Origin of the sequence: Nocardia seriolae NBRC 15557, assembly GCF_007990715.1 — a bacterium.
GTDB lineage: Bacteria > Actinomycetota > Actinomycetes > Mycobacteriales > Mycobacteriaceae > Nocardia > Nocardia seriolae.
The window spans coordinates 1-12,154 of the sequence record NZ_BJWY01000176.1 but is presented as its reverse complement, the minus strand read 5'-3'; the positions used below and the strand labels follow the sequence as shown (position 1 = coordinate 12,154).

Genomic DNA, 12,154 nt, shown 5'->3' with positions numbered 1-12,154 from the left:
AGTACTAATTCCCGGCGTAGCACTTCCTGGTCCGGGAGTCTGTGCAGGACGCGGAGTATGGCCGGGCGGAGTTCACGCTGCTCGTCCTCGGAGAGCAGATCGACGAGATCGCGGAGATCCATGTCATCGAATGCGGCGGTCATGTCTGACAGATTACGGGTGCGCGGCGGTGCGCACACGTATTCGGGACGACAGGTTACCCCGGTGTCATGTGCGCGAAACCGGAAGCGCGTCAGGACAATTCGCGCGAAACAGCAACGATACGCGCGGTAACGCGCCACCGGTGAGGCAGCGTAGATACAGCGCTTCGGCAGCGCTGATTCAGCGTCCGGTCCCGCGCTGGGCGCGGGCCAGATCCATCGTCTCCAGCACCAGCTTGCCGACCGCGTCGAACTCGGTCAGGAACCCGTCGTGGCCGTCCTTGGAGTGAATGACCTCGAGCCCCTTGGAACCCGGCAGCAGATCGGCCAGCTCCTGCTGGGTGCGCAGCGGATAGAGCCGATCCGAGTCGACCCCGCCGATCACGCACGGCACCGGCGTGCCCGCCAGCGCCGCCTCGACGCCACCGCGGCCGCGACCCACGTCGTAGCGGTTCATGGCCTCGGTGAGCAGCACGTAGGTGGCCGGGTCGAAGCGCGCGATGAGCTTGTCCGCCTGATACTCCAGGTAGCTCTGCACCGCGTAGCGCCCGCCCGCCCGCGGATCCTCGTCACCCTGCGCGTGGTTCTCGAAGCGGTGGTCGAGCTCGGCCTCGGTGCGGTAGGTCAGGTGCGCGATGCGCCGGGCGATGCCCATGCCGGTCATGGGTGCGCGCCCGGTGCCGTGGTAATTGCCGCCCTGCCAGTCCGGATCGGCCATGATGGCGGCGATCTGGGTGGTCTGGGTGCCGAGCTGGTCGGCGGTGGCGCGCGCGCCGACCGCGAGCACCAGCGCCGCGCCGACCCGTTCGGGGCTGCCGACCATCCATTCGAGCACCCGCATGCCGCCCATGGAACCGCCGATCGCGGCGGCCAGGCGGTCGACGCCGAGCAGATCGAACAGCTGCCGCTCCGCGGTCACCTGATCGCGAATCGAGATCTCGGGAAACCGTGCGCCCCAGGGCTTTCCGTCCGGAGCCAGCGAGGCCGGGCCGGTGCTGCCCTTACAGCCGCCCAGCACGTTGGTGGCGATGACACACCATTCGCGGGTGTCGATCGGCGCACCGGGGCCGACGATGCCGTCCCACCAGCCGGGCTGGCCGTGGTGCACGTCGGCGGGGCCCACCACGTGCGAATCACCGGTCAGCGCGTGCTCGACGAGCACCACGTTGTCCGTGTTCGCCGAGAGTTCGCCCCACCGTTGCACGGCCAGCGTCACATCGGGAATGACGGCTCCGGACTCGAGCTCGACATCCCCGATGGCAATGGTCCCGAGCGTCCCGTCCGGCGGCGGCAGCAATAGCTCGGCCGCCGGACGGGAGGTGCTCGACTCGATGTTCACGGTCAACTTGCCGCCGCCGTCAGTCCGGCGCGCAGATCCGCCAGGATGTCGCCGATGCCCTCGATACCCACCGCCAAACGCACCAGACCAGGCGTGACGCCGGAGGCCAGCTGCTCGGCGGGAGTCAGCTGGGAGTGCGTGGTGGAGGCCGGGTGGATGACGAGCGAGCGCACATCCCCGATGTTAGCGACATGGCTGTGCAGCACCAGCGCCTCCACGAACTTCTTGCCCGCGTCCACACCGCCCGCCAGCTCGAAGGAGACGATGGCGCCGACACCCTTCGGTGCCAGCTGTTTGCCGCGCTCGAACCAGGGCGAGGTGGGAAGCCCCGCGTAGTAAACCTTTTCGACGCCCGGCTGCTCGGCCAGGAACTCCGCCACCGCCTGGGCATTGGCCACGTGCCGCTCGATGCGCAGGCTCAGCGTCTCGATGCCCTGCGCGATGAGGAACGCGTTGAACGGCGACACCGCCGCGCCCAGATCGCGCAGCAGCTGCACGCGCGCCTTGAGCGCGAACGCGGGCGCACCGAGATCGGCGAAGACCGCGCCGTGGTAACTGGGGTCCGGGGTGGTGAAGCCGGGGAATCGGGACTCGCCCGCTTCGTCGCGCACCGTCCAGTCGAAGTTGCCGCCGTCCACGATCGCACCCGCGACCGCGGAACCGTGCCCGCCCAGGTACTTGGTGGCCGAGTGCACGACGATGTCCGCGCCCAGCTTCAGTGGCTGGATCAGGTAGGGAGTGGCGACCGTGTTGTCCACGATCAACGGCACGCCCGCGGCGTGCGCGACCTCGGCGATGCCCGGAATGTCGAGGATCGAGCTGCCCGGATTGGCAACGGTCTCACCGTAGAACGCCTTGGTGTTCGGCCGCACGGCCGTGCGCCACTGCTCCAGATCGTCGGGGTCCTCGACGAAGCTGACCTCGATGCCCAGCTTCGGCAGCGAGTAGTGCAGCAGGTTGTAGGTGCCGCCGTACAGGTGCGGGCTGGCCACGAGGTGGTCACCGGCCTGCGCCAGATTCAGGATCGCGTAGGTCTCCGCCGCCTGTCCGGAGGCCACCAGCAGCGCGGCCACACCGCCCTCGAGCGCGGCGATGCGCTGCTCCACCGCGTCCTGGGTGGGGTTCATGATGCGGGTGTAGATATTGCCCGGCTCGGCGAGCCCGAACAGCGCGGCGGCGTGATCGGTGTCGCGGAAGGCGTAGGAGGTGGTCTGGTAGATGGGCAGGGCGCGCGCTCCGGTGGCCGGATCGGGGGCCTGACCGGCGTGGATCTGCTTGGTCTCGAAGGACCAGTTGGCCGGGTCGAGGGTGCCGTCAGCCGCAACGGCCGCGGACGCGGTCGAGTCACTCATATGTTCTGCTCCAAAAACAAGGTCGCCGAATGGCGGAAGTTTGACGTTATCGGAAGGCGAATGGGCTTCGACAACAACACATTTCGGTAGACCTCCTAGTTGCGCTTGCGTTCGTCCTTCGAACGCCCGGTCCTCACCCGGAGCACCCCACCGCAGCTGGAGGGTTGCCGATCAGCGAGCCGGGGCTTGGCGCTGATGCTCTTGACCTGTCGCGCGATTCTAGCGGGCGGATGCGGCTGTTTCGGAAGTGGGGCCGGACACAGTGGGAGCCGCGCAGGTGCGGACGAATTCGTGATAGGCCGAGACCACGGCGTCGGCCATGCCGCGGGCGGATCCGATGATCTGCTCGCAGGCGGTGCCGCTCTCGGCCGCGGACTCGGTGCCCGCCCGCATGATGGCGTGGAAGGTGCCCATCAGCAATCGAACTCGCATATCGCCGACGGTGGTGCCGAGCCGTTCGGCCAGGACCTGCGCGGTCTGTTCGGTCTTGTTCTCGGCCGCGTCGAAGCTGCAGGCCCGCACCGGGGCCGAGGTGGCGATGATCCGCTGCATCTGCTGGAACCAGCGGAAGGGCAGGGGCTCGTCGCGTTCGATGACGCGGTCCACGATGGCCAGGAAGGCGTCCAGCAGGGCCTGCAGTTCGTTCCCGGTGTGCGGTTGCTCGCGCAGTGCCCGCGCATGCGCCAGGCCCCAGTCGGTGATGGGGGCGGTGACGATGTCTTCCTTGCTGTCGAAGTACCGGTTCACGGTGCGCGGCGACACGTCGGCGGCATCGGCGATCTGTTCCACGGTGGTGGCGTCGAAGCCCTGCTCGTCGCACAGCTTCAGGGCCACGTCGATGATCCGCGCGCGGGTCTGTTCCTTCTTGCGCTCGCGCAGTCCGGGGCGGTGAGGCGAGATCACACCGATGTGACTTGACAACTCCGACATGCCTACATCTTAGAGGTTCGGCGATCCCTTCTGTCCCATTATGACAACTGTCGCACTGCGACATTTTTCTCTTGACGCCAATTGTCGGTGGGGGTCACTATGGTGAAGCTGCCTTCGAACTCCAGAGGAGAGGCTCATGAACGTAGCGACAGACGCTCTCGGTACAGACGAAAAAGCAAGTCCCGCAAAAGATTCCATGCGCTGGTGGGCGCTGGGTGTGATCGCCATGGCGCAGCGCATGGTGGTCCTGGACGCCACCATCGTCACCATCGCCATGCCGTTCGCGCAGCAGGATCTGCACATCAGCGACGGCGACAAGCAGTGGATCTTCACCGCTTACACCCTGATTTTCGGCGGTCTGCTGCTGCTCGGCGGCCGCCTCGCCGACTACCTGGGCCGCCGCCGGATCCTGATGGTCGGCCTGGTCGGCTTCGCCGCGGCCTCCGCGCTGGCCGGTCTCGCGCAGAACCAGGCCGAACTGTTCGCGGGCCGCGCGCTGCAGGGCGCGTTCGGTGCGCTGCTGGCTCCCGCCGCGCTGTCGCTGGTGTCGGTGACCTTCACCGAGGCCAAGGAACGCGCCCGGGCCTTCGGCGTGTTCGCGGGTGTGTCCGCAGCCGGCGCGGCACTGGGCCTGATCGCCGGTGGCGCGCTCGTCGAATTCGCCAACTGGCGCTGGTCGCTGCTGGTGAACACCCCGGTCGCGCTGCTGGCGCTGGCCGGTGCGTTCGCCTTCGTGGTCAAGGACGTGCCCGCACCCCGCACCGGCGGCTACGACCTGCCCGGCGCGATCACCGTGACCCTGGGCCTGATCTCCATCGTCTACGGCTTCAGCCGGGCGGCCTCCGACGGCTGGACCGCCTCCACCACGCTGGCCCTGTTCATCGTGGGCGTGGCGCTGCTGGCGGCGTTCGTGGCCATCGAGAACCGGACCGCGAATCCGCTGCTGCCGCTGCGCATTCCGGGTGAGATCAACCGGGGCGGCTCATATCTGATCGCGCTGCTGGTGCCGATCGCGATGTTCGCCATGTTCTTGAACCTGAGCTTCTACCTGCAGATCGTGGAGCACTACTCGGCGCTGAAGACGGGTGTGGCGTTCCTGCCCTTCCCGGCCGGGATCGTGGTGTCGGCGGGCATCGCGTCCGCGGTATTGCCGAAGATCGGTCCGCGTCCGCTGATGCTGGCGGGCTCGGTGCTGGGCGCGGCGGGTCTGCTGTGGCTGTCGCGGCTCGAGTTCGGCGACAGTTACGCCAGCGCCCTGCTGCCCGCCATGATTCTGATCGCACTCGGCATGGGCTTCCTGTTCGTCTGCATGCAGACCACCGCGCTGCATCAGGTCGAGGCGGAGGACTCGGGTGTGGCCAGCGCGCTGCTCAATGCCGCGCAGCAGGTGGGCGGTTCCATCGGCACCGCGTTGCTGACCACCATTTCGGTGCAGGTGGCCGAGCGGTATGTGCGCAATAACCACACCATCGACCACGTGATGGAGCGGGCCTCGATTCACTCCTACGATGTCGCGTTCCTGATCGGCGCGGTCTTCTTCCTGCTCTGCGTTCCGATCGCGGCGTTCATGATCCGGGACAAGCCGGAGAATCTGCTCGAGGGCGACGAGCACGCGGTACACGTGGGCGTTTGAGCGGCGAAAAATATATGTGAGGGCCACGGCAGGGGGGTTGCCGTGGCCCTCGCCTTTTCGCATGCTGGAAAAGTGCGGAAAGTCACCGGAAAACCTACTTATCGGTAACTGCACTGAATTCCCGCACAGCGGGGGCCGCCCGCGCGGTGAGATCGATAGCAGCAGTACGCTTGTCTTGCTTGACGCCACAGCGTACGTGGACTTGGCACCACAGGTCCCGTGCCGAGCGCCATGCGTATACGTTGTCTGTTGAACAGCTGGGGTCCGCTACAAGCGGTGCTCGCCGGCCGTGCAATGGGAGCACCACCTTCCTAGGAGGACACGAAGATCCATGTCCAAGATCAAGGTTGAAGGGACCGTCGTCGAGCTCGATGGCGACGAGATGACCCGGATCATCTGGCAGTTCATCAAGGACAAGCTCATCGTCCCGTATCTCGATGTGAACCTCGAGTACTACGACCTCGGCATCGAGGCCCGGGACAAGACCGACGATCAGATCACCATCGACGCGGCCAACGCCATCAAGAAGCACGGCGTCGGCGTCAAGTGCGCGACGATCACCCCCGATGAGGCGCGAGTCGAGGAATTCGGCCTCAAGAAGATGTGGCGGTCGCCCAACGGCACCATCCGCAACATTCTGGGTGGCACGATCTTCCGCGCGCCGATCATCATCTCGAACGTTCCGCGTCTGGTTCCGGGCTGGACCAAGCCGATCATCATCGGCCGCCACGCCTTCGGTGACCAGTACCGCGCCACCGACTTCAAGGTGCACCAGGCGGGCACCGTCACCCTCACCTTCACGCCCGAGGACGGCTCCGAGCCGATCGTCCAGGAAGTCGTGAAGATGCCGGAAGACGGCGGCGTCGTGATGGGCATGTACAACTTCCAGGACTCCATCCGGGACTTCGCGCGGGCCTCGCTGAACTACGGCCTGCAGCAGAACTACCCGGTGTACATGTCGACCAAGAACACCATCCTCAAGGCCTACGACGGCATGTTCAAGGACACCTTCGAGGAGGTGTACCAGACCGAGTTCAAGGACGAGTTCGACGCCGCCGGTCTGACCTACGAGCACCGCCTCATCGACGACATGGTCGCCTCCGCGCTCAAGTGGGAGGGCGGCTACGTCTGGGCCTGCAAGAACTACGACGGCGACGTGCAGTCCGACACCGTGGCGCAGGGCTTCGGCTCGCTGGGTCTGATGACCTCCGTGCTGCTCACCCCGGACGGCCGCACCTGCGAGGCCGAGGCCGCGCACGGCACCGTGACCCGGCACTACCGTCAGCACCAGCAGGGCAAGCCCACCTCCACCAACCCGATCGCCTCGATATTCGCGTGGACGCGTGGCCTGGCCCACCGCGGCAAGCTGGACAACACCCCCGAGGTGATCGGCTTCGCGCAGACCCTCGAGGACGTGGTCATCAAGACGGTCGAGTCCGGCCAGATGACCAAGGACCTCGCGCTGCTGGTCGGCGGCGACCAGGGTTACCTGACCACCGAGGAGTTCCTCGGCGTGCTGGACGCCAACCTGGCCCGCGAGATTCGCTAGGAAAACCCACTCCGGGTGGACGTTTCGGCGTCCGAGGAGAACGCGCCGACGAACGTGAACAGCGCGAAGCGGTGAAGCTGGGGGCCGGGACCACAGTCCCGGCCAGTACATCCACCGCGCTACAACGGGCACCTGCCCCCATCGGAACCGGTGGGTGGGCGGGTGCCCGAATTGTTTTCGGGGGATCAGGGTGGCGTGATCATGAAATGTTCACGGCTCGATCATCACCATTGCGGAGCGCCGTGGCGCACGCTGGTGGCGCGGCCTGGCGAGGGGTCGGCCGCGACTCCGCGGTTAACACCGTGCGCGGGGTGATCAATACCCGTGTGGAAATTACGGGTTTCGGCCGTGGTGCTCGCGGCTGTGAAGGAGGAGTTATGTCGGCTGTCGGTAGCGACCTGCGACGGGTGGTGCGGGGCCGGGTGCTGTTGCCCGGGGACGAGGGATTCGAGCTGGCCGGTACGCCGTGGAATCTGGCTGTCCGGCAGCAGGTTTCGGCGGTGGTGGAGGTCGCCGACGCGGCGGACGCGGCGGCGCTGGTGCGGTACGCGGCCGCGGCCGAGGGGCCGTTGAGCACGCGGGCCACCGGTCACAGCCCGTCGGCGGCCGCGGACGGCACCGTGCTGGTGACCACGCGCGCGCTGGACGGGATCGAGTTCGACGCGGCGGCGCGGGTGGCGCGGGTGCAGGCCGGGGTGTCCTGGCAGCCGGTGCTGGAGCGGGCGGCCGCGCACGGATTGGCCGGGGCCTGCGGCAGTTCCGCGGTGGTCGGGGTGACGGGCTACACGCTGGGCGGCGGTGTCGGCTGGTTCGCGCGCAGCCGCGGGTACGCCGCGCACGCGGTGCGGGCGCTGGAGGTGGTGACCGCGGACGGCGATCAGCGCCGGGTGACCGCGGACTCCGATTCCGACCTGTTCTGGGCCTTGCGCGGCGGCGGTGGCGATTTCGCCCTGGTCACCGGCCTGGAGTGCGAATTGTTCGAGGCGCCCGAGCTTTTCGGCGGCCGCATCCTCTGGCCCGCGGAGCGGACCGAGGCCGTGATCGCCGCCTTCCAGCAGGCCACCGCGGAAGCCGAAGAGGGACTGAGTCTTTGGCTGACGCTCATCCAATTCCCGCCGTTCCCGCAGGTTCCCGAGTTCCTGCGGGGCCAGGCCATGGTGGCGATCGATGTGGTCGCCCTCGGTGCGGTCACCGCTCCGCTGCGGCTGTTCGACGAGATTCCGGGCGCGGTGCTGGACACCCGGCGGCCGCTGAACGCCGCCCAGGTCGGCGACGTCGCCATGGAACCGACCGATCCCAGCCCGGCCCGGGTGCGCGGTGAACTGCTCACCGCGTTCTCCCCGCGGGTGAGCGACGCGCTGCTGGCCGCCGCCGCACCGCAGGGCAGTGTCGGCCCGCTGGCGCTGGTGCAGATCCGCCATCTCGGCGGCGCGCTCACCCGCCCGCCCGCCGACGCGGGTTGCGCGGGCGCGATCGACGAGCCGTACCTGCTCTCGCTGCTCGCCCCCGCCCCGACCCCGGAGATCGAGGCGGTGGTGGTCGAACGCCGTGACGCGGTCGCCGACGCGCTGCGCCCCCACTGCAGCGGCCGGAAACCGTTCACCTACTTGGATTCCGGTGAGACCCCGGCCGCGGCCTTCGATGCCGCGGCCCTGGCCCGCCTCCAGGACATCAAGGCCCGCCGCGATCCGGATGGCCTGTTCCGCAGCAACTTCCCCGTCGCCCCGGCCGTCACGGTCTGAGGCGGCGCGGGAACCGTCGGGCCGAGTTCGAGGCGCATCTGAACAGTCCGCATCTGCGGGCGGCCTTCGAGGCGGGCGCGGAGCTGTTGGTGGGCCCGCCCGAGGAGTCGGTGTTCGAGCATTGACCGGTCGCCCAGGGACGTGGCCCGGGGCTCAGGGGAGTGGCCGATCCCATGATTCGTCCGGTCCGGTGAGTGAAATCACCGGACCGGACGGTATCGCGACCGTTCGCCATTGTGTTGCGCTTGGTCGTGGCCGAATTCGCATCCGCCGTAACCGCCTCCGACTCGAGCCGTCCCGCCGCGACGGACCCGACTCCGGAGCCGGTCGTGCGCACCACTTGGCATGTGCCCGCCATGCTGGCGCTGGCGCTGGGCGGGTTCGGGATCGGTACGACGGAATTCGTCACCATGGGTTTGCTGCCGAATATCGCCGCATCCATGAAGGTCTCCGAACCGACTGCCGGGCACATCGTCTCGGCCTACGCGCTCGGCGTCGTGATCGGTGCTCCGGTGATCGCCGCGCTCTGCGCGCGAGTGCCGCGCAAACGTCTCCTGATGGCCCTGATGTTGGCCTTCGCCTTGGGAAATGCCGCCAGCGTCATCGCGCCGAACTTCGCCACCCTGACCGCGGCCCGCTTCGTCTCCGGCCTCCCGCACGGCGCGTACTTCGGCGTGGCCTCCCTCGCCGCGGCGTCCCTGGCCCCGGTGGGCCAGCGAGCGAAGGCGGTAGCGGCGGTTATGCTGGGTCTCAGCGCCGCCAATGTCGTCGGCGTCCCCGCAGCCACCTGGCTGGGCCAGAACCTCGGCTGGCGGGACGCTTTCATCGTGGTCGCAGTCATCGGTCTCGCGACCGTCGCCGCCATCTTCCGTTTCGTGCCGGAGTTGCACGGCATTCGCATGACCGATCCCCGGACCGAGCTCACCGCCCTGCGCCGTCCCCAGGTCCTGCTGACCCTGCTGGTCGGCGCGATCGGCTTCGGCGGCATGTTCGCCGTCTACACCTACATCACCACCACCCTCACCGACGTGGCGGGCCTGCGCGCCGCCTTCGTCCCCCTCGTCCTGGCGCTGTTCGGCCTCGGCATGATCGCGGGCAACATCATCGGCGGCGTCCTCGCCGACCGCGGCGTAGACCGAGCCATCTTCGCCGCCCTGCTCTCGATGCTGGTCATCCTGGCCGCCTTCGTCACCGCGGCCCACAACCCGTACACCGCCGCGATCGGCGCCTTCCTCGTCGGCGCCTCCGGCGCGTCCCTGGCCCCCGCCCTCCAAACCCGCCTCATGGACGTGGCCCACGACGCCCAAACCCTCGCCGCCGCACTGAATCACGCGGCCCTCAACATCGCCAACGCCGCGGGTGCCTGGCTCGGCGGCCTGGTAATCGCCGCCGGCCTCGGCTACACCGCCCCGGCCGTAGTCGGCGCGGGCCTCGCAGTCCTCGGCGTCGCCCTGTTCACCGTGACCACCCTCATAGCCCGCCGCCACCCACAGCATCAGTAATCGCAAGCGCTTCGTCGTGAGGCCCGCGTAAGGTCACCGAATGCGTTTCCGTCACAACCGCGTTCCCCTGTATTACTCGGAAGACAGGTATTACCCGGACTATTCGGCGTCCACCCGATCGCCCAAGACCCCGAAGCCCATCCTGACGGTCATCGCATTCGCACTGGCGGCGTTCTCGCTGATCTCGGCATACGGCCTGCTCTTGGCGATCGTCGGCTACTTCCTCGGCAGCCTCGGGCATCACAGGGGAGAGCCCTCGGCCAAGTACGCGGTCGTCTTCTCGCTCGCGGCCCTGCTGTTCACGATGTTCGTCCTCGTCGTTTTCCGGTGAGGACCGCCGCGTATCAGTTCTCGGTCGACCAGCGTGCCAGTGCCCGGCGCGGAGAACGGGTGTCGTTGTAGCCGAGGCGGCCGGCGATCGAGCGCTGGGTGAGATCCGGATCGGTCAGCAGGACGCGGGCGTGCCTGCGGCGGGCGGCATCGAGTTCGTGTTGCCAGCCGGTGCCGTGCTCGGCGAGGCGGTTCGGTTCCCACAGCCAGCAGCGACATGGTCGGCGGCCGAACCAGATCATCCCCGGCCGTTCCCACCCATTCCGGGCAACGCCGACGCCGCCCCGTCCCCGCATCCCCGACCGATGCGCCGCGCGAACCACCACCTGCGCAAGCGAAGCCGACTCGGTGGCCTGCGGAATCCCGATGCCCGCCGCGGTACTGGAGCCCGTCGGCCCCGGCCGTGGCGGCCCGATGTTCGGAAAATAGATACTTTCCGTGCGCAACGGAGAAGCGGTATTATCTGAACATGACCGAACTGGGAGCAGTCGCGCCGCTGGCCGAGGCCGACGTGCTGTCGGCAGGTATCGCGGCCATTCGTGACCGTCTGCCCACGTCCTGGCAGCTCTCTGCTCAGCGCGACGAACCGCGTGGCGACTCGCGTGTCGATGCGATTCTGTCGCTGCGCGCCCCTGACGGTGGTGAAGTGACTTTGATCGTCGAGGCCAAGCGACTCATCGAGGGCCGCGACGTCGCTGCGGTGACTGCACAACTGGCTCGGTACGGAACCCAATTCCCGGGGAGTATCGGAATGGTAATTGCGCGCTACTTGTCCGAATCCACTCGGAAACGCCTCAGGGCAGCCGGGCTGGCTTTTGCCGACGCGACAGGCAATGTGCTTGTGCGGGCTGATTCACCGGCGCTGTTCATCTCCGATCGTGGTTCGGACAACGACCCTTGGCGTGGCCGGGGTCGACCGCGCGGCACTCTCAAAGGCGAGCCCGCCGCCAAGGTTGTGCGGGCGCTGGCTGACACCGCCGGTCCATGGAAGATCCGCGATCTAGTGGCCGCGTCCGGAGCATCAACAGGTTCGACCTATCGCGTGATCGAGTTCCTGGAGTCGGAAGCACTGGTCACCCGGGGAACGGACGGGCTCATCAATGTTCCCGAGTGGGCCCCCCTGCTACGCCGCTGGAGCGAGGACTATCAATTCCTCCACACCAACGCAGTCACTCGGTGGATTGCTCCGCGCGGCCTACCCGCATTACTCGAACGAATGCGGACCAAGGATGCGGCCGATTATGCGCTGACCGGTTCGGTGGCCGCGTCGGCATGGGAGTCGTATGCACCTGCGCGCTTGGCGATGGTGTATGCCTCAGATCCGGAAACCACTGCTGCCGCTTGGGATCTCCGCGCCACGGATACGGGCGCGAACGTCTTGATCGCGAAGCCCGCGTACCCCGTCGTGTTTACACGGTCGGTATCAGCACTCGGCGGATTACGGGTCGCGGCACCGGCGCAGGTCGCAGTGGATCTCATGACCGGCTCGGGCCGAGCACCCGCCGAGGCAGAGGAACTTCTCGACTGGATGGGGAGAAATGAGCAAACGTGGCGATGATCCGAACGACCTGCTCGTCCGTGCACGCACGGTTCTCCGGGATGTGCTGGAAGCGCTGGCCGAGCACCGAGAGGCACTC

General features: G+C 67.7%; 10 protein-coding genes and 1 riboswitch. Of the genes, 6 read left to right on the top strand and 4 right to left on the bottom strand.

Going from position 1 to position 12,154, the window contains the following annotated elements:
• Nucleotides 1–321: 321 nt before the first annotated feature.
• The 3 genes from metX to NS2_RS33175 form a co-directional block, all read right to left on the bottom strand.
• Entirely contained in the window at nucleotides 322–1,485 is a 1,164-nt protein-coding gene (gene metX, locus NS2_RS33185) for a homoserine O-acetyltransferase MetX (RefSeq protein WP_081986373.1), read from the bottom strand.
• Nucleotides 1,482–2,831: a bifunctional o-acetylhomoserine/o-acetylserine sulfhydrylase gene (locus tag NS2_RS33180; protein ID WP_045439261.1), complete on the bottom strand. Its 1,350-nt coding sequence runs from the start codon at nucleotides 2,829–2,831 to the stop codon at nucleotides 1,482–1,484. The genes metX and NS2_RS33180 overlap by 4 nt, the downstream gene beginning before the upstream one ends.
• A 96-nt stretch (nucleotides 2,832–2,927) precedes the next feature.
• A riboswitch (SAM riboswitch) is annotated at nucleotides 2,928–3,038 on the bottom strand.
• A 12-nt stretch (nucleotides 3,039–3,050) separates the two neighbouring features.
• Nucleotides 3,051–3,761, bottom strand: coding sequence for a TetR/AcrR family transcriptional regulator (locus tag NS2_RS33175; RefSeq protein ID WP_052486764.1), 711 nt, complete (start codon nucleotides 3,759–3,761; stop codon nucleotides 3,051–3,053).
• Between the two features lie 136 nt (nucleotides 3,762–3,897).
• On the opposite strand from NS2_RS33175, the gene NS2_RS33170 reads away from it, so the two are divergent.
• The 5 genes from NS2_RS33170 (at nucleotide 3,898) to NS2_RS33150 (ending at nucleotide 10,518) form a co-directional block, all read left to right on the top strand.
• The gene (locus NS2_RS33170; RefSeq protein ID WP_036548685.1) at nucleotides 3,898–5,394 is read left to right on the top strand and encodes an MFS transporter; all 1,497 of its coding nucleotides are present in this window, start codon (nucleotides 3,898–3,900) and stop codon (nucleotides 5,392–5,394) included.
• A 331-nt stretch (nucleotides 5,395–5,725) separates the two neighbouring features.
• Nucleotides 5,726–6,943, top strand: coding sequence for an NADP-dependent isocitrate dehydrogenase (locus NS2_RS33165; protein ID WP_033091241.1), 1,218 nt, complete (start codon nucleotides 5,726–5,728; stop codon nucleotides 6,941–6,943).
• A gap of 377 nt (nucleotides 6,944–7,320) precedes the next feature.
• A complete protein-coding gene (locus NS2_RS33160; RefSeq protein WP_147207408.1) occupies nucleotides 7,321–8,685 on the top strand; it encodes an FAD-binding oxidoreductase in 1,365 nt (454 codons plus the stop codon).
• Nucleotides 8,686–9,014: 329 nt separating this feature from the next.
• The gene (locus tag NS2_RS33155; RefSeq protein ID WP_045439273.1) at nucleotides 9,015–10,187 is read left to right on the top strand and encodes an MFS transporter; all 1,173 of its coding nucleotides are present in this window, start codon (nucleotides 9,015–9,017) and stop codon (nucleotides 10,185–10,187) included.
• A gap of 40 nt (nucleotides 10,188–10,227) precedes the next feature.
• Nucleotides 10,228–10,518 carry a hypothetical protein gene (locus tag NS2_RS33150; protein ID WP_033091239.1) on the top strand — a complete coding sequence of 97 codons (291 nt, stop codon included), beginning with the start codon at nucleotides 10,228–10,230 and terminating at the stop codon, nucleotides 10,516–10,518.
• A gap of 13 nt (nucleotides 10,519–10,531) precedes the next feature.
• Here NS2_RS33150 and NS2_RS33145 read toward each other — a convergent pair whose 3' ends face one another.
• A complete protein-coding gene (locus tag NS2_RS33145; RefSeq protein ID WP_033091238.1) occupies nucleotides 10,532–10,759 on the bottom strand; it encodes a hypothetical protein in 228 nt (75 codons plus the stop codon).
• A gap of 227 nt (nucleotides 10,760–10,986) precedes the next feature.
• Here NS2_RS33145 and NS2_RS38095 point away from each other — a divergent pair, with 227 nt between their 5' ends.
• A complete protein-coding gene (locus tag NS2_RS38095) occupies nucleotides 10,987–12,075 on the top strand; it encodes a hypothetical protein (protein ID WP_071811623.1) in 1,089 nt (362 codons plus the stop codon).
• Nucleotides 12,076–12,154: the final 79 nt, after the last annotated feature.

Bases quoted from the DNA above. Each gene is read 5' to 3' on its own strand.
- NS2_RS33170 (WP_036548685.1), top strand. From the start codon at position 3,898: ATGAACGTAGCGACAGACGCTCTCGGTACAGACGAAAAAGCAAGTCCC.
- NS2_RS33160 (WP_147207408.1), top strand. From the start codon at position 7,321: ATGTCGGCTGTCGGTAGCGACCTGCGACGGGTGGTGCGGGGCCGGGTG.
- NS2_RS33145 (WP_033091238.1), bottom strand. From the start codon at position 10,759: ATGATCTGGTTCGGCCGCCGACCATGTCGCTGCTGGCTGTGGGAACCG.
- NS2_RS33180 (WP_045439261.1), bottom strand. From the start codon at position 2,831: ATGAGTGACTCGACCGCGTCCGCGGCCGTTGCGGCTGACGGCACCCTC.
- NS2_RS33165 (WP_033091241.1), top strand. From the start codon at position 5,726: ATGTCCAAGATCAAGGTTGAAGGGACCGTCGTCGAGCTCGATGGCGAC.
- NS2_RS33150 (WP_033091239.1), top strand. From the start codon at position 10,228: ATGCGTTTCCGTCACAACCGCGTTCCCCTGTATTACTCGGAAGACAGG.
- NS2_RS38095 (WP_071811623.1), top strand. From the start codon at position 10,987: ATGACCGAACTGGGAGCAGTCGCGCCGCTGGCCGAGGCCGACGTGCTG.
- NS2_RS33175 (WP_052486764.1), bottom strand. From the start codon at position 3,761: ATGTCGGAGTTGTCAAGTCACATCGGTGTGATCTCGCCTCACCGCCCC.